At 62.9% G+C, this 20,508-nt stretch carries 24 protein-coding genes; 20 read left to right on the top strand and 4 right to left on the bottom strand.

What is annotated here, in order from left to right; all coding sequences use genetic code 11:
* Window positions 1-37 precede the first annotated feature (37 nt).
* Window positions 38-1,501 (top strand): protein adenylyltransferase SelO, encoded by a 1,464-nt coding sequence (gene selO / locus ACIOMR_RS23675; protein WP_134325621.1) that lies wholly within the window; start codon window positions 38-40, stop codon window positions 1,499-1,501.
* 6 nt (window positions 1,502-1,507) lie between these two features.
* Here the strand turns inward: selO and ACIOMR_RS23670 are convergent, their stop codons facing one another.
* Both ACIOMR_RS23670 and ACIOMR_RS23665 read right to left on the bottom strand, forming a co-directional pair.
* Window positions 1,508-1,909 (bottom strand): type II toxin-antitoxin system HigA family antitoxin, encoded by a 402-nt coding sequence (locus ACIOMR_RS23670; RefSeq protein WP_008439186.1) that lies wholly within the window; start codon window positions 1,907-1,909, stop codon window positions 1,508-1,510.
* Window positions 1,906-2,202, bottom strand: a complete 297-nt coding sequence (locus ACIOMR_RS23665) for a type II toxin-antitoxin system HigB family toxin (RefSeq protein WP_093202502.1) — start codon at window positions 2,200-2,202, stop codon at window positions 1,906-1,908. Before ACIOMR_RS23665 ends, ACIOMR_RS23670 begins: the two co-directional genes overlap by 4 nt.
* A 235-nt stretch (window positions 2,203-2,437) precedes the next feature.
* On the opposite strand from ACIOMR_RS23665, the gene trxC reads away from it, so the two are divergent.
* Window positions 2,438-2,872 carry a thioredoxin TrxC gene (gene trxC, locus ACIOMR_RS23660; protein WP_401196676.1) on the top strand — a complete coding sequence of 145 codons (435 nt, stop codon included), beginning with the start codon at window positions 2,438-2,440 and terminating at the stop codon, window positions 2,870-2,872.
* Here trxC and ACIOMR_RS23655 read toward each other — a convergent pair.
* Together ACIOMR_RS23655 and ACIOMR_RS23650 are read right to left on the bottom strand one after the other, a co-directional pair.
* Window positions 2,860-3,108 (bottom strand): DUF6124 family protein, encoded by a 249-nt coding sequence (locus ACIOMR_RS23655; RefSeq protein ID WP_003209399.1) that lies wholly within the window; start codon window positions 3,106-3,108, stop codon window positions 2,860-2,862. The genes trxC and ACIOMR_RS23655 overlap by 13 nt on opposite strands.
* Before the next feature lie 441 nt (window positions 3,109-3,549).
* Entirely contained in the window at window positions 3,550-4,320 is a 771-nt protein-coding gene (locus tag ACIOMR_RS23650; RefSeq protein ID WP_003209397.1) for a ParA family protein, read from the bottom strand.
* Between the two features lie 348 nt (window positions 4,321-4,668).
* On the opposite strand from ACIOMR_RS23650, the gene ACIOMR_RS23645 reads away from it, so the two are divergent.
* The 18 genes from ACIOMR_RS23645 to ACIOMR_RS23560 all read left to right on the top strand — a co-directional run bounded on the left by ACIOMR_RS23645 (window position 4,669) and on the right by ACIOMR_RS23560 (window position 20,488).
* Window positions 4,669-5,391, top strand: a complete 723-nt coding sequence (locus tag ACIOMR_RS23645) for a beta-ketoacyl synthase chain length factor (RefSeq protein WP_177049099.1) — start codon at window positions 4,669-4,671, stop codon at window positions 5,389-5,391.
* On the top strand, window positions 5,367-6,179 hold the full coding sequence (locus ACIOMR_RS23640) for a 1-acyl-sn-glycerol-3-phosphate acyltransferase (protein WP_008439194.1): 813 nt from the start codon (window positions 5,367-5,369) through the stop codon (window positions 6,177-6,179). Before ACIOMR_RS23645 ends, ACIOMR_RS23640 begins: the two co-directional genes overlap by 25 nt.
* A complete protein-coding gene (locus ACIOMR_RS23635; protein WP_008439197.1) occupies window positions 6,157-6,426 on the top strand; it encodes a phosphopantetheine-binding protein in 270 nt (89 codons plus the stop codon). Before ACIOMR_RS23640 ends, ACIOMR_RS23635 begins: the two co-directional genes overlap by 23 nt.
* Before the next feature lie 9 nt (window positions 6,427-6,435).
* Complete coding sequence (locus ACIOMR_RS23630; RefSeq protein WP_003209389.1) at window positions 6,436-6,690, top strand: acyl carrier protein; 255 nt, start codon at window positions 6,436-6,438, stop codon at window positions 6,688-6,690.
* The gene (locus ACIOMR_RS23625) at window positions 6,687-7,232 is read left to right on the top strand and encodes a membrane protein (protein ID WP_008439202.1); all 546 of its coding nucleotides are present in this window, start codon (window positions 6,687-6,689) and stop codon (window positions 7,230-7,232) included. Before ACIOMR_RS23630 ends, ACIOMR_RS23625 begins: the two co-directional genes overlap by 4 nt.
* The gene (locus ACIOMR_RS23620; protein WP_301049692.1) at window positions 7,229-8,899 is read left to right on the top strand and encodes an acyl-CoA synthetase family protein; all 1,671 of its coding nucleotides are present in this window, start codon (window positions 7,229-7,231) and stop codon (window positions 8,897-8,899) included. The genes ACIOMR_RS23625 and ACIOMR_RS23620 overlap by 4 nt, the downstream gene beginning before the upstream one ends.
* Window positions 8,900-9,066: 167 nt before the next feature.
* Window positions 9,067-9,801: a glycosyltransferase family 2 protein gene (locus tag ACIOMR_RS23615; RefSeq protein WP_401196669.1), complete on the top strand. Its 735-nt coding sequence runs from the start codon at window positions 9,067-9,069 to the stop codon at window positions 9,799-9,801.
* Window positions 9,798-10,733, top strand: coding sequence for a glycosyl transferase (locus ACIOMR_RS23610; protein WP_003209381.1), 936 nt, complete (start codon window positions 9,798-9,800; stop codon window positions 10,731-10,733). The genes ACIOMR_RS23615 and ACIOMR_RS23610 overlap by 4 nt, the downstream gene beginning before the upstream one ends.
* Window positions 10,717-12,258: a histidine ammonia-lyase gene (hutH, locus tag ACIOMR_RS23605; protein WP_401196666.1), complete on the top strand. Its 1,542-nt coding sequence runs from the start codon at window positions 10,717-10,719 to the stop codon at window positions 12,256-12,258. The genes ACIOMR_RS23610 and hutH overlap by 17 nt, the downstream gene beginning before the upstream one ends.
* Complete coding sequence (locus ACIOMR_RS23600; protein WP_102367948.1) at window positions 12,251-12,676, top strand: thioesterase family protein; 426 nt, start codon at window positions 12,251-12,253, stop codon at window positions 12,674-12,676. The genes hutH and ACIOMR_RS23600 overlap by 8 nt, the downstream gene beginning before the upstream one ends.
* Window positions 12,673-13,398: an outer membrane lipoprotein carrier protein LolA gene (locus ACIOMR_RS23595; RefSeq protein WP_401196663.1), complete on the top strand. Its 726-nt coding sequence runs from the start codon at window positions 12,673-12,675 to the stop codon at window positions 13,396-13,398. Before ACIOMR_RS23600 ends, ACIOMR_RS23595 begins: the two co-directional genes overlap by 4 nt.
* Window positions 13,388-15,706 carry an MMPL family transporter gene (locus ACIOMR_RS23590; protein ID WP_401196661.1) on the top strand — a complete coding sequence of 773 codons (2,319 nt, stop codon included), beginning with the start codon at window positions 13,388-13,390 and terminating at the stop codon, window positions 15,704-15,706. Before ACIOMR_RS23595 ends, ACIOMR_RS23590 begins: the two co-directional genes overlap by 11 nt.
* Window positions 15,703-16,437, top strand: coding sequence for a class I SAM-dependent methyltransferase (locus ACIOMR_RS23585; protein WP_003209370.1), 735 nt, complete (start codon window positions 15,703-15,705; stop codon window positions 16,435-16,437). The genes ACIOMR_RS23590 and ACIOMR_RS23585 overlap by 4 nt, the downstream gene beginning before the upstream one ends.
* Window positions 16,434-16,916 (top strand): hypothetical protein, encoded by a 483-nt coding sequence (locus tag ACIOMR_RS23580; protein ID WP_177069103.1) that lies wholly within the window; start codon window positions 16,434-16,436, stop codon window positions 16,914-16,916. The genes ACIOMR_RS23585 and ACIOMR_RS23580 overlap by 4 nt, the downstream gene beginning before the upstream one ends.
* Window positions 16,913-18,079, top strand: coding sequence for a beta-ketoacyl-[acyl-carrier-protein] synthase family protein (locus ACIOMR_RS23575; RefSeq protein ID WP_401196657.1), 1,167 nt, complete (start codon window positions 16,913-16,915; stop codon window positions 18,077-18,079). The genes ACIOMR_RS23580 and ACIOMR_RS23575 overlap by 4 nt, the downstream gene beginning before the upstream one ends.
* Window positions 18,076-18,537 carry a hotdog family protein gene (locus ACIOMR_RS23570; protein ID WP_177047534.1) on the top strand — a complete coding sequence of 154 codons (462 nt, stop codon included), beginning with the start codon at window positions 18,076-18,078 and terminating at the stop codon, window positions 18,535-18,537. Before ACIOMR_RS23575 ends, ACIOMR_RS23570 begins: the two co-directional genes overlap by 4 nt.
* Window positions 18,534-19,262, top strand: a complete 729-nt coding sequence (fabG, locus tag ACIOMR_RS23565) for a 3-oxoacyl-ACP reductase FabG (protein WP_087692521.1) — start codon at window positions 18,534-18,536, stop codon at window positions 19,260-19,262. The genes ACIOMR_RS23570 and fabG overlap by 4 nt, the downstream gene beginning before the upstream one ends.
* Window positions 19,262-20,488 carry a beta-ketoacyl-ACP synthase gene (locus tag ACIOMR_RS23560; protein ID WP_008439241.1) on the top strand — a complete coding sequence of 409 codons (1,227 nt, stop codon included), beginning with the start codon at window positions 19,262-19,264 and terminating at the stop codon, window positions 20,486-20,488. Before fabG ends, ACIOMR_RS23560 begins: the two co-directional genes overlap by 1 nt.
* The last annotated feature ends 20 nt before the right edge of the window (window positions 20,489-20,508 follow it).

Below are 20,508 nucleotides of genomic sequence, written 5' to 3'. Positions count from 1 at the left end.
AGCAGAATGGTCGGACATTCTGCTCAGGAGATGGCCGTTGAAAGCCCTCGACGAACTGACCTTCGACAACCGCTTCGCCCGCCTGGGCGACGGTTTCTCAACCCATGTGCTGCCCGAGCCCATCGACGAACCGCGTTTAGTGGTGGCGAGCGAGGCAGCCATGGCGCTGCTGGATCTCGACCCCGCCGTGGCCGAAACGCCGGTGTTTGCCGAGCTGTTCGGCGGGCACAAGCTGTGGGCCGAGGCCGAGCCGCGGGCGATGATCTATTCCGGGCATCAGTTTGGCTCGTACAACCCGCAACTGGGGGATGGCCGCGGATTGTTGCTGGGCGAGGTGTACAACCAGGCCGGCGAGCATTGGGACCTGCACCTCAAGGGTGCCGGGCAAACTCCGTACTCGCGCATGGGCGATGGTCGTGCGGTGTTGCGCTCGTCGATTCGCGAGTTTCTGGCGTCGGAAGCACTGCATGCGCTGGGCATTCCCAGCAGTCGTGCGCTGTGTGTGATCGGTTCCACCACGCCGGTGTGGCGCGAGAAACAGGAGCGCGCCGCCATGGTGCTGCGCCTGGCCCACAGCCACGTGCGCTTTGGGCATTTCGAATATTTCTACTACACCAAGAAGCCTGAATTGCAGAAGCAATTGGCGGAGCACGTGCTGTCCCTGCACTTCCCGGAATGCATGGAACAGCCCGAGCCGTACCTGGCGATGTTCCGCGAAATCGTCGAGCGTAATGCCGAGTTGATCGCCAAGTGGCAGGCCTATGGGTTCTGCCATGGAGTGATGAACACCGACAACATGTCGATCCTCGGCATCACCTTCGACTTCGGGCCGTTTGCGTTCCTGGACGATTTCGACGCGCAGTTCGTCTGCAACCACTCCGACCATGAAGGGCGTTATTCCTTCAGCAACCAGGTGCCGATCGGGCAGTGGAACCTGAGCGCACTGGCCCAGGCGTTGACGCCGTTTATCAGCGTCGAGGCGCTGCGGGAAACGCTGGGGCTGTATCTGCCGTTGTTCCAGGCCCACTACCTGGACCTGATGCGCCGCCGACTGGGCCTCACCACCGCCGAAGATGACGACCAGAAACTGGTGGAGCGCCTGCTGCAACTGATGCAGAACAGCGGCGTCGACTACACCCTGTTCTTCCGCCGGCTGGGGGATGAATCCGCCGCATTGGCCGTGGCGCGGTTGCGCGACGATTTTGTCGACCTCAAGGGATTTGATGAGTGGGCGGACCTGTACAAAGCCCGTGTGGAACGCGACGCCGGCGGCACAGAAGAACAGCGACGTGAGCGGATGCATGGGGTGAATCCGCTTTATATCCTGCGCAACTACCTGGCGCAGAACGCCATCCAGGCGGCGGAGCTTGGGGATTACAGCGAAGTGCGCCGGCTGCATGAAGTGCTGAGCAAACCGTTTGAAGAGCAGCCGGGGATGGAGCAATACGCTCAGCGGCCGCCGGATTGGGGGAAGCATTTGGAGATTAGTTGTTCTTCATAGCGCGACCTAGATAAAGGTCTCCACTGAAACCCCAAAGCGCTCCGCCAGCCAACGAATCTGCCGCAGGTTGAGCTGGCGTTTGCCACTAAGTACTTCAGAGACAACCGACTGCGCACCAACGCCCGGGAGATCACTTTGGGTCAAGCCATGCTCTCGCATCATTGAACGTAGCACTTCAACGCCACTGGCAACGGGCATCGGCCGGTGCTCGAGATCGTAGGCCTCGATCCAGTCACTGAGGATATCCACCAGGCTCATGAGCGGGCTGGATTCATCTTCGCCTATCAGGTCCAGCAATTCGTCGAGGGCGCTGACCAAGGTATCGTAGTCCGCCTCGTTTCTTGGCTTGCGCAGCAATGGCGAAACAAATTGCCAGTGTTCGGCAGCCTGCCTGATGAGTGCGCTCATCTGATTTTCTCCTTCCATTTACCTTGCTCATATTCACGGTGATCGAACAGGTACTTGATATAAATTCGTTGTACTTGGTAATGCACGAAGGCAATCAACCTCAGCTTATTGCCCCCGATGTCAAACACATGGAACTGCCCGACTTTGTCTGTTGCAGGGAACATTCCTTTCATCGACGCAAAGTCGGCGGGACTGTTGCGTTTCATTCTGCGATACCACTCATCCAGTGCCGTGGCTGAATGCGGCCATCTTTCTTTCGCTTCCCATATCCTTTTTTCGCTGATCACTCGCATGCAACATCCTTATCGCATCTTGCTATGAAGGTTAGTCTTGCCGAAAAAATATCGCAATCTGCGATATTCCTTGGCGGACCAGTGGCGCAATTCCAAGCACCCTTCAACAGCCTAGATACGCCGCGATAGAAGTCACCACCAAAAATGTGAACGCGTACGTCACTAGCGTCGAACCTTGATAAACACCCTTCCCGGCTCCAAATAGAACCCATTGGCCACTTTCACGGAGCCCAGCATGTCCGACTCTCTAGTAATCCCCTGCCCCCACTGCAACGGTCTTAACCGCATCCCCAATGAACGCCTGGGCGATGCGCCTAAATGCGGGCGCTGCAAGCAACCGGTGCTGTTAAGCAAACCCTTTGAGCTGAAACAGGGCGATTACGCCAGCCAGATCAAGGGCGACCTGCCGTTGCTGGTGGATGTGTGGGCCGAATGGTGCGGGCCGTGCAAGTCGTTTGCGCCGGTGTTTGAGCAGGCCGCCGGGCAGTTGGCCGGGAAGTGTCGATTGGCCAAGCTCGATAGCGAGGCCAATCAGCAGTTATCCGCTCAGTTGGGGATTCGCTCGATTCCCAGCCTGATCCTGTTCAAGAATGGCCGGGAAGTGGCGCGTCAGAGCGGTGCGTTTCCGTTACCGCAGTTGATGAGCTGGCTGCGCAGTCACGGCGTTTGAGGTAGCGGGACGCCCCGGTCCATCACCTGCCCCATCAGCAATACGCCCAATTCGCTCAATTGATGAATGGCCAACGCGACATCGCGCTGCTTGCCGGTGAGGTCGTCGGAAAGGTCGAGCAAGAGGGTGGTGACTGAGGAGAAGGTTTCGTAGGTATTGAGGATCAGGGTTTCGGTGGCTTGGCCGGGGCTGACTGTAAAAAGGTACGACGGGGGATTTGGAGTAGCTTTAAACATGGTCGACATTCCTGATTGGAGCCGCCATCTGATCGCTACTAAACGAATTAGGGTGGCAGCTGTACGCAGGTTAGTAGACCGGGAAATGTCGAAGCCGGCGCGCCCGAAGACGCCCTACGCACAGCTACCATCAAGCACAGACTCAGCGCCTGAAAGATGAAGCTTATGCACTTAACGACAAACACTCGGGCTACTAAACCCGATCACTGAGAATTCAGCGACCGAGCAACCTTAGAGACGCCCATCCAGACGCACAAGCCGGCGGATTCTGGCGTAACTGTAGGCAACGGCGCAAGACGACGATTTCCCTGTAGAAACAAAGACCAAATGTGGGAGCGGGCTTGCTCGCGAATGCGGTGAGTCAGTCAATAGAGAATTCGACTGATCCACCGCATTCGCGAGCAAGCCCGCTCCCACATGGGTGATGTGTTGCCTGCTAAATCACGCGTTTTCCAGCAAGTTATGCAACTCCACAAACTGCTGTGTCAGCTTGTGCCGTGGGTCCAGGTGGATCAGCGGCATGTTCGCCTGGTGCGATTCACGCATGCGCACCGAACTGGTGAGGTACACCGGCAGTACCGGCAAACCTTCGGCAATCAATTCATCCAGCATCTGCTGCGGCAGGCTCGCCCGGGCCTGGAACTGGTTGACCACGATGCCTTCCACTTCCAGCCCTTCGTTGTGGTCTTCCTTCAATTCTTCAATCTCTGCCAGCAGGCCATACAGCGCCTGGCGGGAGAAGCTGTCGCAATCGAAGGGGATCAGCACGCGATCAGCGGCAATCAGCGCTGAAACGGCATAAAAGTTCAGCGCCGGCGGCGTATCCAGGTAGATCCGGTCGTAGTCCTCGCTCAATTCATCCAGCAGCTTTCGCAGCTTGTTGATCTTGTGCTTGGCCTCGAGCTTGGGCTGCAAGTCGGCCAGTTCCGCGGTGGCGGTGATGACGTGCAGGTTGTCGAACGGGGTTTCGTAGATATCCACCTGGTTCTTCTTCGAAAACGGCCCGGAAGACAGGGTTTGCTTGAAGAAGTCGGCGATTCCCATGGGGATATCGTCGCCGGTCAGCCCGGTGAGGTACTGGGTAGAGTTAGCCTGGGCATCGAGGTCCACCAACAGGGTTCGATAGCCTTCGCTGGCGCTGACCGCCGCCAGGTTGCAGGCAATGCTGGACTTGCCAACACCGCCTTTTTGGTTGAACACCACGCGCCGCATGGAAAAACCTCCGTGTATCAATGAATGACCCGAGTGTAGAGGGCAAAAGCGCCCGTTAGCTACCTCGTTTGTTCCTGTACTACAGCATCAGAGGCTCTATCTCGCATAACAATTTCCCGTCTGTCCGACAAAGCAGGAATTGCCTGACACCTGCCGCCCTACCTGCATGATGGACAATCGGTAATTCTTTCCAGCGAATTTGTAATCATCCGTGAACAATTCTTTACCAAAGTTTGCTAGAACCCCGCAGCACCGGGATAATGCGCGCCATTCGGCGATTGCACCCTGTCCCGGTATTCGGGGCCAATGGCCGCACAAGGAAGCCCGCAGGGGCGGGATAACTTCTCAGTGATCAATTTCAACATCGCCCAATGGCGCGCCTGGGCTCCCGGGCTCGAAAGCGCGGACGACTGGCGCACCTGGTGCCGGCAGCCGACATTGCTCGCCCGCAGCGACGCGGCACCCGATGTGTCCTTCCTGCCGGCCATGCAGCGCCGGCGCCTGAGCCGCCTGGCGCGCATGGCCTTCAGTGTGGGCTGGCCCCTGGCCGAAGGCTTGCAACAGTTGCCATTGGTGTTTGTTTCCCGTCACGGCGAAACCCCACGCACCCTCGATATTCTCAGCGACCTGGCCAACGACGAGCCCCTGTCGCCGACCCAGTTCAGCCTGTCGGTGCATAACGCGGTGATTGGCCTGTGGTCGATCCTGCGCAATGAAACCAGTGAAATGACCGCCCTCGCCGCCGCCGGCGATGGCCTGGAGCACGGCATGCTCGAAGCCGCTGCCCTGCTCAATGAAGGCGCACCGGCTGTATTGCTGATCATTACCGAGGAACAGCCCCCCGAAGCCTATGCGCGCTGGATCGAGGACGTGCCCTTCCCCTACGCCCTCGGCCTGCTGCTGACACCGGGCGACGAGTGGCAGCTGGAACTGAATACAGCCGCTGTCCAACCCACCACCAAAGCCCAGTGGCCCCACGCCCTGAACCTGCTGCGCACCCTGCTGAACGAAGAGGGCGCCTGCCAACATGCCTGGAAGAACCGAGTATGGAACTGGCAACGCAAGTCCTGACCGAAAAGCCTCGGAAGGCCTACTACTGGCGCCTGTTCGCCACTGCCACCGCCTTCGCCCTGTTTGGCCTCGGCGGCCTGTGCCTGCGTGTCCTGGTGTTTCCGCTGCTCAGTTGCCTGCCGGGTGATGCCAAACAGCATCAGCGACGCGCCCGCCACACCATCAGCTGCCTGTTCTGGTTGTTTATCCGCATGATGATGCGCCTGGGCATCCTGACCTACAGCGTCGAAGGCGCGGAAAAGCTCGGCCGCCCGGGCCAGATGATCATCGCCAACCACCCATCGCTGGTGGATGTGGTGTTCCTGATCGCCCAGATGCGCCAGACCAACTGCGTGGTCAAGCAGAGCCTGTGGCAGAACCCCTTCACCCGGGGCCCGGTGCGCGACGCCGGCTACATCAGCAACGACGGCAGCGCCGACATGCTCGACGCCGCCGCCGATGCTCTGCGGGACGGCCAGACCCTGATCATTTTCCCGGAAGGCACCCGCACCTCACCGGGCCAGGCGCCGACCTTTCATCGCGGCGCCGCCGCCATTGCCCTGCGCGGTGCGAGCATCATCACTCCGGTAGTGATCAAGGTCAGCCCCACCACCCTGACCAAGGCCGAACCCTGGTATCGCATCCCGAATCGCCGCTTTCACTTCAGTTTGCGCGTGGGTGCCGATATAGAACCACAGGCGTTTGCCGCACAAGGGCCCGCGCCCCAGGCATCACGCAAGCTCAACGATTACCTGCACCAGTATTTTATTAAGGAGCTCGCCGAAGATGAGCGACCAACACCGCCTTGAGCACGACATAAAAACGCTGATCATCGAGGCCCTGGGCCTAGAAGACATCAGCGAGAGCGACATCGGCAACGAGCAAACCCTGTTCGGCGAAGGCCTTGGCCTGGATTCAGTCGACGCCCTGGAATTGGGCCTGGCGATCCAGAAAAAGTACGGCATCAAGATCGATGCCGACGCCAAGGACACCCGCAATCACTTCACCAACGTGGCCAGCCTCGCGGCGTTCGTCACGGCCCGACAGGCAGCTTGAGACCGTACCATGCAAACTCGTGACGATATTTTCAACACCTTGCGCGACGCCCTGGTGGAACTGTTTGAACTGGAACCGGAACGCGTCACGCTCGACGCCAACCTGTACCAGGACCTGGAAATCGACAGCATTGATGCAGTGGACCTGATCGACCACATCAAGCGCCAGACCGGCAAGAAAATCGCCGCCGAAGAGTTCAAGGCCGTGCGTACCGTGAATGACGTGGTCGAGGCGGTCTACCGTCTGGTTCAACCGGCCGCATGAGCCGGCTGATCGGCCTTGGCCTGTTGCTGGCGGGGCTGCTGTACCCTTTTGCGGTGTATTACGGCACTGAGCATTTTGCCCCGTGGCAATTTGGCCTGCTGCTGGGCAGCCTGTGGCTGTTGCGCGCCCTGACCGGCGCCAGGCGCCCGGGCAGCCGCTGGATGGCGGCGGCGATCATCGTCTTTTGCCTGTTGCTCGCCTGGTTCGACAACCCGCAGATGCTGCGCTGGTACCCGAGCCTGGTCAGCGCCTTCATGCTGGCACTGTTCGGCCTGAGCCTGAAATACGGGCCGCCGATGGTCGAGCGCCTGGCGCGCATGAGCGAGCCGCAACTGCCCGAAGAAGCGATTGTGTATACCCGCCAGGTCACCGTGGTGTGGAGTGTATTTTTCCTGTGTAACGGCCTGCTCGCCGCCGCGCTCACCCTGTGGGCGCCGCTGAGCTGGTGGACGTTGTACAACGGCATGATCGCCTACGGGCTGATGGGGCTGTTGTTTGCCGTGGAATGGCTGGTACGACAAAGGGTTCGAGGCCGCGTATGAATTGGTTGAATCTTGAGCACTTGCTGCTTGAGCCTGTGGAGCAGCGTTTGGTGACCACCGAACCTGCCCTGGATCACCCACACCTGTGGGAGAAGTCCCTGAGCCTGGCCGCCGGGTTGCAAGCCCGGGGCATCCAGCGCCTGGCGGTGTACCTGGAAGATGCCGGCTTGCTGGCGATCGCGCTGCTGGGTGCATGGCGTGCAGGCGTCAGCGTGTTGTTGCCCGCTGACCTGCAACCGCAAACGCGCCAACGCTGGGATGATGTCGTCGATGCCTGGCTGACCAAAGCTGGCGACCTGGATGCGCTGTATCAAGCGCCATTAAGCGCCGCGGCCCTGGACCTGGACGCCTGCTGCCTGAGCCTGTGCACCTCCGGCTCCAGCGGCGAACCCAAGCGCATCGACAAAACCCTGCGGCAGATGGCCAATGAAGTCCAGGCGCTGGAAACCTTGTGGGGCGCCGACCTGGGCGAGGCGTGCATCATCGGCAGCGTCGCCACCCAGCATATCTATGGCTTGCTGTTTCGGGTGCTGTGGCCGTTGTGTGCCGGGCGCACCTTTGTGCGCCAACAGTTGGCATTTCCCGAGGACTTGCAGCGCGCCAGCCGCGAGCATGCGCAATTTGCCTGGGTCGCCAGCCCGGCGCTCCTCAAGCGCATGGGTGACAACCTCGACTGGCCAGCGCTTACACCGGTCAAACGGGTGTTTTCCTCCGGCGGCGCCTTGCCCCTTGAGGCCGCCGGCAGCCTGCATCAGCGCCTGCAGCAATGGCCGACGGAAATCCTCGGCAGCTCGGAAACCGGTGGTATCGCCTGGCGCCAGGGCGAACAACCGTGGCAGCCGTTTGCCGACGTGCAACTGAGCCAGGACGCCGACGGCGCCTTGCGCATCGCCTCGCCATACCTGCCCGCCGGCCATGTCGAACAGACCGCCGACGCCGCCACCATCCACGCCGACGGCCGCTTCGAATTGCTCGGCCGCCTGGACCGCATCGTCAAGCTGGAGGAAAAACGCATCTCCCTGCCGATGCTCGAACAAGCGCTGATGGACCATGCCTGGGTCGCCGAAACGCGCCTGGGCGTGGTGCAGGAAAACCGCGCCTCACTCGGCGCCCTCGTGGTGCTCAGCGCAGACGGCTTGCATGCCCTGCGTAACCAGGGCCGACGCACCGTCACCCAAACCCTGCGCCAGCACTTGAGCCAACACTGCGAAGCCCTGGCCCTGCCCCGCCGCTGGCGCCTGTTGCGCCAATTGCCGCTGAACACCCAAGGCAAGCTGCCCCAGGCCGACGTCGAAGCCCTGCTGCTGGCACCGCGCCCGAAAGCCCCGGAAGTACTGGAACAAGTCGAAGCCAACGGTGAATGGACCCTGCAACTGGCGATCCCGCCGGACCTCGCCTACTTCAGCGGCCACTTCCCGCAAACCCCGGTGCTACCGGGTGTGGTGCAAGTGGATTGGGCGCTGAGCCTGGGCCAGCAACTGCTCAAGCTGCCGGGGCCGTTCGCCGGGATGGAAGTGCTGAAGTTCCAGCAACTGGTACGCCCGGATGACCGGATCGAACTGCACCTGCGGTTCGACCAGGAGCGCGGCAAGTTGTACTTCGCCTACCGCAATGAGGCGGCCGCCTGCTCCAGTGGGCGGATCGTGCTGGGGAGGGTCAGTGATTAAGCTTTTGTGGCGAGGGAGCTTGCTCCCGCTGGAGTGCGCAGCACTCCCAACCCAGGCACTGTGGTTTATCAGGCAGGTCTCGGTCGCCTGTGTTGGGGCTGCTTCGCAGCCCAGCGGGAGCAAGCTCCCTCGCCACACGAAGTGCTTGTGCCAATGGGGTACCTGTTATGCATAAGCCCTGCGCCTTGATCCCGGTCTATAACCACGAAGCCGCCGTGCCCGCCGTGGTGCGCACCGTGCTGTCCAGCGGCCTGCCATGCCTGCTGGTAGACGATGGCAGCAGCGCCACCTGCGCCGCCGTGCTGGCGCAACTGGCAACCCTCGACAACGTGTCCCTGCTGACCCTGCCCGCCAACCAGGGCAAAGGCGCCGCCGTCATGGCCGGCTTTCGCGAAGCCGCACGCCTGGGCTTCACCCACGCCCTGCAAGTGGACGCCGACGGCCAGCACGACCTGCGGGAAGTCGGTACCTTCCTCGACGCCTCCCGCGCCCACCCGAATGCGGTGATCTGCGGCTACCCGGAATACGACGACAGCGTGCCCAAGGGCCGCCTTTACGCGCGCTACCTGACCCACGTTTGGGTGTGGATCAACACCTTGTCGCTGCAGATCCGCGATTCCATGTGCGGCTTTCGCGTGTACCCACTGCCACCGACCCTGGCCTTGATGGACTCGGCCAACATCGGCAAACGCATGGATTTCGACTCCGACATCCTGGTGCGCCTCGCCTGGCGCAACCAGCCGATGCGCTGGCTGCCGACCAAGGTGCACTACCCCGCCGACGGCCTGTCGCACTTTCGCCTGTTCCATGACAACGCGCTGATTTCCTCGATGCACACCCGGCTGTTCTTCGGCATGTTGGTGCGCGCGCCGATGATCCTCTGGCGCCGGTGGCAGGCATGAGCCAGGACACCAAGCACTGGGCCGACCGCGAGGAGCGCGGCAGCTTCTGGCTGATGAAATTCACCGCCTTCGCCGCCAAGGTCCTCGGGCGCCGGCTGCTGAGCCCGCTGCTCTACGGCATCGTTTTCTACTTCTTTCTGTTCGGCCGCACGGCCCGCCAAAGCGCCTGGCAATACCAGCAGCGCCTGGCCGACTGGAGCCGGCGCGACGACCTGCGCCCTACCCACAGAAGCGTCTTCGGCCAGTTCATGGCGTTCGCCGACGCCCTGCTGGACAAGCTCGACGTATGGAACGGCAAGCTGCGCCTGGAGCAGATCGAAATCATCGACCCGGCCCAACTGCGCGGCCAACTGCGTAGCGAACGCGGGCAGATGCTGGTGGGCGCGCACCTGGGCAATCTTGAGGTGTGCCGCGCCCTCGCCGAGCTTGGCGAAAAGGTCACCATGAACGTGCTGGTGCACACCAAGCACGCTGAACGTTTCAACCGGATTCTGGGCGAAGCCGGGGCGACCAATCTGCGCCTGATCCAGGTCAGCGAACTTGATCCGGCAGTGATGATGCTGCTCAGCCAGCGCCTCGACGACGGCGAGTGGCTGGCGATTGCCGGCGACCGCGTACCGCTGCATGGCGGGCGCACGGTACGCGTGGATTTCCTCGGCCATGACGCCGCCTTCCCCCAAGGCCCGTGGCTGTTGGCCGGTTTGCTGAAATGCCCGGTCAACCTGCTGATGTGCTTGAAGCATCAAGGCCGTTATCGCCTGATCATCGAGCCGTTCGCCCGGTTGATCGAATGGAAACGCAGCGACCGCCAGCAGGTGATTGCACAATGGACCGCCCGCTACGCCGAGCGCCTGGGCCAGTTCTGCCTGGAAGCGCCCCAACAATGGTTCAACTTTTACCCTTTCTGGAAGACCGATGACGACGCATCTTGAGCCGGTAACCTTCGGCGAAATTCCCCTGCGCATCGAAGACGTGCTGGCCCTGGCCAACCGTCAGGCGCCGACTCAACTGCAAGCTGATGCCAAGTACCGCCAGCGCATCGCCAAGGGCGCGCAGTTCCTGGATTCGTTGCTGGACAAGGAAGGCGTTATCTACGGCGTGACCACCGGCTACGGCGACTCGTGCGTGGTGGCCGTGCCGTTGCAGCACGTCGAAGCACTGCCCCGCCACCTCTATACGTTCCACGGCTGCGGCCTGGGCAAGTTGCTGGATGCGCAAGCCACCCGCGCGGTGCTGGCGGCGCGGTTGCAGTCGCTGTGCCATGGCGTGTCGGGCGTGCGCGTGGAGTTGCTGGAGCGCCTGCACGCGTTCCTGGAATTTGACGTGCTGCCGCTGATTCCGGAAGAAGGCTCGGTGGGCGCCAGCGGTGATTTGACGCCGCTGTCCTACGTGGCCGCGACCTTGTCAGGCGAGCGCGAAGTGCTGTTCCGTGGCGAACGCCGCCAGGCGGCGGAGGTGCACCGCGAGCTGGGCTGGGACCCGCTGGTACTGCGCCCGAAAGAGGCCCTGGCACTGATGAACGGCACCGCCGTGATGACCGGCCTCGCCTGCCTGGCCTTCGCCCGCGCCGACTACCTGCTGCAACTGGCCACGCGCATCACCGCGCTGAACGTGGTGGCGCTGCAAGGCAACCCGGAGCATTTCGACGAGCGCCTGTTTGCCGCCAAGCCGCACCCGGGGCAGATGCAAGTCGCCGCCTGGCTGCGCAAGGATCTGGCCATCGACGCGCCGACCGCGCCGCTGCATCGCCTGCAAGACCGTTACTCCCTGCGCTGCGCCCCCCACGTCCTGGGCGTGCTGGCCGACAGCCTGAACTGGTTGCGCTCGTTCATCGAGATCGAACTCAACAGCGCCAACGACAACCCGATCATCGACGCCGAAGAAGAACGCGTGCTGCACGGCGGCCACTTCTACGGCGGCCACATCGCCTTCGCCATGGACAGCCTCAAGACCCTGGTGGCCAACGTCGCCGACCTGCTGGACCGCCAGCTCGCGCTGCTGGTGGACGTGCGTTACAACCACGGCTTGCCGAGCAATTTGTCCGGTGCGCCAGCCGAGCGGGCGATGATCAACCACGGCTTCAAGGCTGTGCAGATCGGCACCAGCGCCTGGACCGCCGAAGCGCTGAAAAACACCATGCCGGCCAGCGTGTTCTCGCGCTCCACCGAGTGCCACAACCAGGACAAGGTGAGCATGGGCACCATCGCCGCCCGCGATGCGATTCGTGTGCTGGAACTGACCGAACAAGTCGCCGCCGCCACCTTGCTCGCCGCCAACCAGGGCGTATGGCTGCGGGCCCAGGCTGAAGACGCACGCCCGCTGCCGCCGGCGCTGGCCGCCATGCAAATCGAGCTGGCCAAGGACTTCCCGCCGGTCATCGAAGACCGCGCCCTGGAAGGCGAACTGCGCCTGTGCCTGAAACGCATCGCCGAGCAACACTGGAGGCTGCATGCGTAGCCCCGGCGTGTTGCACTGCGACACTGAAATCCTCGTGCCGTTTTTCGACATCGACACCATGAACGTGGTGTGGCACGGGCACTACGTAAAGTACCTGGAAGTCGCCCGCTGCGCCTTGCTGGACAAGATCGGCCACAACTACACAGCGATGCTGCAAGCGGGCTACGCCTGGCCGGTGATCGACATGCAGCTGCGCTATGTGCGCGGCGCGACCTTCGGCCAAACCATCAACGTGCGCGCCAGCCTGGTGGAGTGGGAGAACCGCTTGAAGGTCAATTACCTGATCAGCGACAAGGCCACCGGTGAACGCCTGACCCGCGCCAGCACCGTGCAAGTGGCGGTGGAAATTGCCAGCCGCGAAATGCAGTTGGCGTCGCCAAAAATATTCACTGACGCCATAGAGAGAGCCTTGAAATGAGATTCCCTGTGGGAGCGGCGGTGCGACGATTCGACTTGCTCGCGAAAATCGTCAACGATAACGCAGGCCGCCTGACACCCCGTGGCGCCCTCAGGTTCTTCGCGAGCAAGTCGAATCGTCGCACCGCCGCTCCCACAGGAATCGCCTTCATTCTGTTGTTGGGCATTCCAGGCCTGGCCCATGCTTTCGACCTGCAACAACTCAGCGATCAGCTTGCAAAACCGTCGGTGATCCACGGCAACTTCACCCAGGAAAAACACCTGCGCGCGCTGCCGCAGCCGCTGACCAGCAAGGGCACCTTCGTCCTGGCCAAGGACCACGGCCTGCTGTGGCTGCTGAAAACCCCGCTGCAACAGGACTACCGCATCAGCGCCAACGGCATCGCCCGGCGTGACGCCAACGGCTGGCAATTGCTGCCGAACAAGAGCGCCGGCGCCGAGCAGAACCGTTTGTTCCTCGCGGTGTTGCAGGGCGACAGCAGCGGCTTGCAGCGTGACTTCGAGCTGCAACTGCAAGGCGAAGCCCAGCAGTGGAAACTCACGTTGATCCCGCGCTCGCTGCTGCTCAAGCAGGTGTTCACCCAAATCAATATCGACGGCGGCGAACTGGTGCAGAAGATCGAGCTGCTGGAAACCCAGGGCGACAGCACCGTACTGCGCATGCAGGACAGCACCAGCAGCCAGCCCTTGAGCGACGCGGAGCAACACGACTTTGCCGAGTGAACGCTGGTTGCCGCGCCTGTTCCTGATCCTGCTGGTGGCCGTGTTGGCCCTGGCGGGTTGGCAATGGCGCCATGGCGCACCGCTGTCGGCGAACCTGATGGAACTGGTGCCCGGCACCGCGCCGGATGCGCTGGAGCTGCGCGCCGAACAGCGCATGCAGGAACCGCTGAACCGCGAAATGCTGGTGCTGGTGGGGCATGCCGACCGGCAAAAAGCCGTGACCATTGCGACGCAATTGGGCGAAGCCTGGCAAGCCAGCGGCCTGTTTGAAAAGGTCCAGTGGAACCTCCAAGCCGACCTGCCGGCCCTGCGTCGGCAGTTGCTGCAAGGCCGGCTGGCGATGCTCTCGGCCAAGGATCGCGAGCAACTGATCGACGAGCCCCAGGCGTTTATTCAGCAGCGGGTTCAGGCGCTGTTCGACCCGTTCACCGGCTTCAGCCTGGTGCCCAGCCAGGACGATTGGCTGGGCCTCACCGGGCGCATCCAGAACAGCCAGCCGCAACACGGTTCGGTGCAGCTGGATATCGGCAGCGGCGCGCTGATCGCCGATGCCGACGGCAAAAGCTGGGTACTGCTGCGGGCCCGCACCACCGGCAATGCCTTCGACATGAAACTGCCGCTGCAAGTGGCTGACCTGCTCAAGGCCAGCCGCGAGCAGGCCGACCAGCAAGGCGCGCAATTGCTCGCCGCAAGCGGCCTGCTGTATGCAGCCAATGGTCAGCAGCAGGCCACCCGGGAAATCACTTGGGTCGGCGGCGGCGCGACGGTAGGCATCCTGTTATTGCTGCTGCTTGCGTTCCGCCGCTGGCGGGTGTTGCTGGCGTTCGTGCCGGTGCTGGTGGGCATGCTGTTTGGTGCGGTGGCCTGTGTGGCGCTGTTCGGGCATATGCATGTGATCACGCTGGTGCTGGGCTCGAGCCTGATCGGCGTGGCGGTGGATTACCCGCTGCATTACCTGTCCAAGAGCTGGAGCATGAGCCCTTGGCGCAGTTGGCCGGCCTTGCGCCTGACCTTGCCGGGCCTGAGCCTGAGCCTGGCCACCAGTTGCATCGGTTACCTGGCCCTGGCGTGGACGCCGTTCCCGGCGCTGACGCAAATCGCGGTGTTCTCCGCTGCCGGTCTGGTGGGCGCTTACCTGTCGGCCGTGTGCCTGTTGCCGGCCTTGCTCAAAGGCGTCGAGCTGCGCCCGGCGCAATGGCCCCTGCGCATTGCCGAGTTCCTGCTGAGCGTGCGCGAGTCGCTGCTCAAGCGCCTGCCAAGCCCGGTGTTGCTGGTACTGGTGTTGGTGTTTTGCGCCGGTGGGCTGTGGCACCTGAACAGCAAAAACGATATCCGCCAGTGGATCGGTGCGCCGCCGCAGTTGCTGCAGGAAGCCCAGGCCGTTGCGCGGATTACCGGGTTCCAGCCCACCAGCCAGTTCTTCCTCGTGCGGGCGGACAACCAGCAGCAGTTGCTGGAACGCCAGGCCGCGCTGAGCCAGCGCCTGGATCAGTTGGTGAACATGGACAAGCTCCAGGGTTACCTGACGCTCAACCAGTTGGTCAGCGCGCCGGCGGAGCAACAGCAACTGCGCGAGGCCCTGAAACAGCTGCCGCAGTACTGGCAGCCATTGCTGGACCTCGGTGTGCCCGCCAGCGCGCTGCAAGCCGAGCTGGCCCAGTTGCAGGCCTTGCCCACCGAAGACATCGACGCAGCACTGGTCGGCCCGCTGGCCGAGCCGTGGCGCACGCTGTGGCTGGGGAATGTCGACGGTGGCGTGGCGGCGATGGTGAGCCTGCAAGGGTTGAACAACCCAGCCTTGCTGCGGGTGCAGGCCCTGGATCTGCCCGGCGTGCAGTTGGTGGATCGCCTCGGCGACTTGAACCAGGTGTTCGCCGCCACACAGATCAGCGCGGCGGAATTGAAATTGATGTCCTGCGTGTTGATCGTACTGCTGCTGATCCTGCCGTTCGGCTTCGGCGGCGCCTTGCGCATCGTCGCCCTGCCGTTGCTGGCGGCGCTGTGCAGCCTGGCCAGCCTGGGTTGGCTGGGGCAGCCGTTGACGTTGTTCAGCCTGTTCGGCCTGCTGCTGGTGACCGCCATCAGCGTCGACTACGCGATCCTGATGCGTGAACAAATTGGCGGCGCCGCCGTGAGCCTGTTGGGCACACTGTTGGCGGCCGTGACTACTTGGCTATCGTTCGGCCTGCTGGCTATTTCCAGCACACCGGCGGTGAGTAATTTTGGGCTGTCGGTGAGCCTGGGGCTGGCGTTCAGCTTCATGCTGGCGCCGTGGGCCAGCCCGTCCGGGACAAGGAAGATGAGATGAGCAGCCAATACCTGAGTAAAAACTACGTCGAAGAAACCAAATTCGGCTTCTGGTTCCTGCGCAGCCACACCTGGCAGCACCATGTGCTGCGCGTGGCCATCAACGACCTGCGCAGCTTGTTCAGCGACCCGCTGCCGGTTGCTCCGGTGCTGCTGGACGCCGGCTGCGGCCAGGGCAAGTCGTTCCAGTACCTGCAGCAGGTGTTCGCCCCCGAACGCCTGATCGGCCTCGACGCCGACCCCCACAGCCTCGACCTGAGCCGCGCCGAAGCCGCGCGCCAGGGCATCGCCATCGAGTTGATCGGCAGCGACTGCGCGACCCTCGACGTGGCCGACGCCAGTGTCGACGTACTGTTCTGTCACCAGACCTTCCATCATCTGGTGGAACAGCATCGCGCCCTGAAAGAGTTCTATCGGGTGCTCAAGCCGGGCGGCTACCTGCTGTTTGCCGAATCCACCGAGGCCTATATCGACACTTGGGTAATCCGCTGGCTGTTTCGTCACCCGATGCATGTGCAGAAAAGCGCCGAGGAGTACCTTGAGATGATTCGCGAGCAGGGCTTTGAGTTCGGCCCGCAGAACGTCTCGTACCCGTACCTGTGGTGGAGCCGCGCCACCGACTTCGGCCTGCTTGAGCGCTGGGGCCTGCGCCAGCCAAAACCGGCCGGCCAGCGCGAAGAAACCCTGGTCAACGTGGTCGCCCGCAAACCTCTGGCGAGCGCTGAAACATGATCCGAATGCTGTTGATCGGCTGTCTATTGCTGCTGGGCGCGTGCGCCAGCCAGCCGCCGTTGCCGACGAAAAACCCGGTACTGAGCCTGCCACTGCAACTGCACGTACAGCGCGAACAGGGTGGCCAGCGCCAGGACTGGTTGCTGGTGATGCAGCGCGAAGGCGGCGGGATCCGCTGGTCGATGATGGACCCGCTGGGCATTCCCCAGGCTCGGCAGATGCTGATCAATGGCGCCTGGCAGGCCGACGGTCTGCTGCCGCCCAATCCCCAGGCGCGTGAATTGTTTGCCGCGCTGTTGTTCGCCCTGACCTCGGCGGATGAAGTTTCCAGGCTGTACCCCGGCACCCAGGAAATGGACCTGATCCGCACCCTGCCGTCCCACTGGAAGATCACCTATCACTCCTCCCTGGTGTTTCGCGTGGACGTGATCGGGCAACACCTGACCTACCACATCTCGCCGCTAGGGGCTGCCCGATGAGCGCCTACCTCAATGCCCTCGGCGTGATCTGCGCCCTGGGCCGCGACAAGCGCGAAGTCAGCCGCAGCCTGTTTGCCGGCGACTGCTCCGGCATGCGCGCCGAAAGCGGCTGGGTGCCGGAGCGTGTGTTGCCGGTGGCCGCTGTGCACGGTGAACTGGCGGCGATACCGCCCGGGCTGGAATCCCATCGCAGCCGCAATAACCAGTTGCTGCTGGAAGCCGCGTTGCAGATTGACGACGAGATCCGGCAAGCGATCCAGACGTTCGGCGCGTCGCGCATTGGCATCGTGCTCGGCACCAGCACCTCGGGCATCGATGAAGCCAGCCGTGGCATCGCCCACTATCTGCGGGAAAACCAGTTCCCCGCCGACTACGACTATCAGCAACAGGCGCTTGGCGCCCCGGCCGATTTCCTCGCCGACTGGCTGCAACTGAGCGGCCCGGCCTACGTGATTTCCACCGCCTGCACCTCCAGCGCACGGGCGCTGATGAGTGCCCAACGCCTGTTGGACCTGGGTGTGTGCGATGCGGTGATCTGCGGTGGCGTCGACACGCTGTGCAAGCTGACCCTCAATGGTTTTTCGTCGCTGGAAGCGGTTTCGGCAGAGCGTTGCAATGCGTTTTCGCTGAACCGCAACGGCATCAATATCGGCGAAGCCGCCGTGCTGTTCCTGATGAGCAAAACCCCGGCGCCGGTCGCACTGCTGGGCAGTGGCGCCAGTTGCGACGCCCACCATATTTCCGCCCCCGAGCCTACCGGCAAGGGTGCGTTGCAAGCGATGCGCAAGGCCCTGGCCAGCGCACAACTGGCGCCCGGACAAATCGGTTACCTGAACCTGCACGGCACCGCTACCCAACATAACGATGCCATGGAAAGCCTGGCGGTCGCGGCCCTGTTCCCGGACGGCGTAGCCTGCTCCTCGACCAAACCCATGACCGGCCACACCCTGGGCGCCGCCGGCGCGCTGGAAGCGGCGTTCTGCTGGCTGAGCCTGGCAGAAGGCGTAGTGCCGCCGCATGTCTGGGATGGCCAGGCGGACCCCGACCTGCCCGTACTGAAGTGGGCGTCGCCCGGCGACGCCCTGGAAAAACGCTGCCTGATGAGCAACTCGTTTGCCTTCGGTGGCAACAACGTCAGCCTGATTATCGGAGACGCCCCATGACTGATTGGCCGCTCGCCGAACTGCTGCCCCACGCCGGTGACATGATCCTGATCGACCAGGTCCTGAGCTTTGATGAAGAACAGATCCAGACCCGCCTGACGGTCAAGCCCGGCGGTCTTTTCAACCGCGCCGACGGCAGCCTGCCTGCGTGGGTCGGCGTTGAGTTGATGGCGCAAAGCGTCGCGGCCTACGCCGGTTGCCGTGCGCGCCAGAAAGGTGAAGCCGTGGAGTTGGGCTTCCTGCTGGGCACGCGCAAGTTTGAGTGCAACGTCGAGCACTTTCCCGCCGGCACCGAGCTGACCATCCACGGCCTGCGCTCCCTGGAAGACGACAACGGCATGGGTGTGTTCGAATGCCACCTCACCGGCGACGGCATCCAGGCCAGCGCGCGCTTGAACGTATTTCGACCGCCCCAGGCGGCCAACTATTTAGATGAATCGAAGGACACCACGCCATGACTGAATCCGTATTGGTGACCGGCTCCAGCCGTGGCATCGGCCGCGCTATCGCTGTGCGCCTGGCCCAGGCCGGGCACGACATCGTGCTGCACTGCCGCAGCGGGCGTGCCGAGGCGGATGCTGTGCAGGTCGAAATCGAAGCGCTGGGGCGCAAGGCCCGGGTGTTGCAATTCGATGTGGCGGACCGCGCCAGCTGCAAGGAGATCCTTGAAGCCGACGTGGAAGCCCATGGCGCGTATTACGGCGTGGTGCTCAATGCGGGCCTGACGCGCGATGGCGCGTTTCCAGCGCTGTCGGAAGACGATTGGGACGTGGTGATGCGCACCAACCTCGACGGTTTCTACAACGTGCTGCACCCGGTGATGATGCCGATGATTCGTCGTCGCGCCGCCGGGCGGATCGTGTGCATCACCTCGGTATCCGGGCTGATCGGCAACCGCGGCCAGGTCAACTACAGCGCGTCCAAGGCCGGCCTGATCGGCGCCGCCAAGGCCCTGGCCATCGAGCTGGGCAAGCGCAAGATCACCGTCAACTGCGTGGCCCCCGGGCTGATCGACACCGCGATGCTCGATGAAAACGTACCGGTGGAAGAGCTGATGAAAATGATCCCGGCCCAGCGCATGGGCACGCCGGAAGAAGTCGCCGGGGCGGTGAACTTCCTGATGTCGGCAGAAGCCGGCTACATCACCCGCCAAGTGCTGGCCGTGAATGGAGGCCTGTGCTGATGAAACGCGTGGTGGTCACCGGCATGGCCGGCGTTACGTCCCTGGGCAGCGATTGGGCAACCATCGCCGCCAACTTCCGCGCCAACCGCAGCGGCATCCGGCGCATGGACGAGTGGGACCGTTTCACCGAACTGAACACACGGCTGGCCGGGCCGATCGATGATTTCGTGGTGCCCGCCCACTGGACCCGCAAGCAACTGCGCAGCATGGGCCGGGTTTCCCGGCTGGCGGTATGGGCAGCGGAGCAGGCGCTGAAAGATGCCGGCTTGCTGGGCGACGAGTCGATCAAGGACGGGCGCATGGGCGTGGCCTGTGGCTCGTCCACCGGCAGCACCGACGAGATCAAGGCCTTCGGCAATATGCTGCTGAACTCGGTGGCCGAGGGGCTGAACGCCAACTCCTACGTGCGGATGATGCCCCACACCACGGCGGCGAATATCAGCATTTTCTTCGGCCTCACCGGCCGGCTGATCCCCACGTCCAGCGCGTGCACCAGCGGCAGCCAGGGCATCGGCTACGCCTATGAGGCCATCAAGTTCGGCCGCCTGCCGCTGATGTTGGCAGGTGGCGCCGAAGAGCTGTGCCCTACCGAAGCCATGGTGTTCGATGCGCTGTACGCCACCAGCCTGAAAAACGATGCACCACAAACCAGCCCGCGTCCCTACGACAGTGGCCGCGACGGCCTGGTGATCGGCGAAGGCGGCGGCATCCTGGTACTCGAAGAGCTGGAACATGCACTGGCCCGTGGCGCGCATATCCACGCCGAAATCGTCGGCTTCGGCAGCAACGCCGACGGCCAGCACACCACCCGCCCGGAACAGGCCACCATGCGCCGCGCCATGGAACTGGCATTGGAAGATGCGGGGCTTGCGCCCGACGCGATCGGCTATGTGAACGGCCATGGCACCGCCACCGACCAGGGCGACATCGCCGAAACCCTGGCCACCAGCAGCCTGTTCGGCAGCCGCATGCCCATCAGTTCGCAGAAGAGTTTCCTCGGCCACACCCTGGGTGCATGCGGCGCGCTGGAGTCGTGGTTCAGCATCGAGATGATGAACCGCAACCAATACGTGCACACCTTCAACCTCGACGAAGTCGACCCGCGCTGCGGCGAGCTGGACTACCTGCAAGGTGAGTTCCGCGAGCTGCACAGCGACTACGTGATGAACAACAATTTTGCCTTTGGCGGCGTCAACACTTCGCTGATCTTCCGCCGCTGGGTCTAAGTTTTTTTACTGACTGGAGA

The sequence above is a fragment of the Pseudomonas sp. NPDC087814 genome (genome assembly GCF_044742865.1).
In the GTDB taxonomy this organism is placed as follows: Bacteria; Pseudomonadota; Gammaproteobacteria; order Pseudomonadales; family Pseudomonadaceae; genus Aquipseudomonas.
The sequence above is the reverse complement of the archived record's forward strand: the minus strand, read 5'-3'. Positions and strand labels throughout refer to the sequence as shown.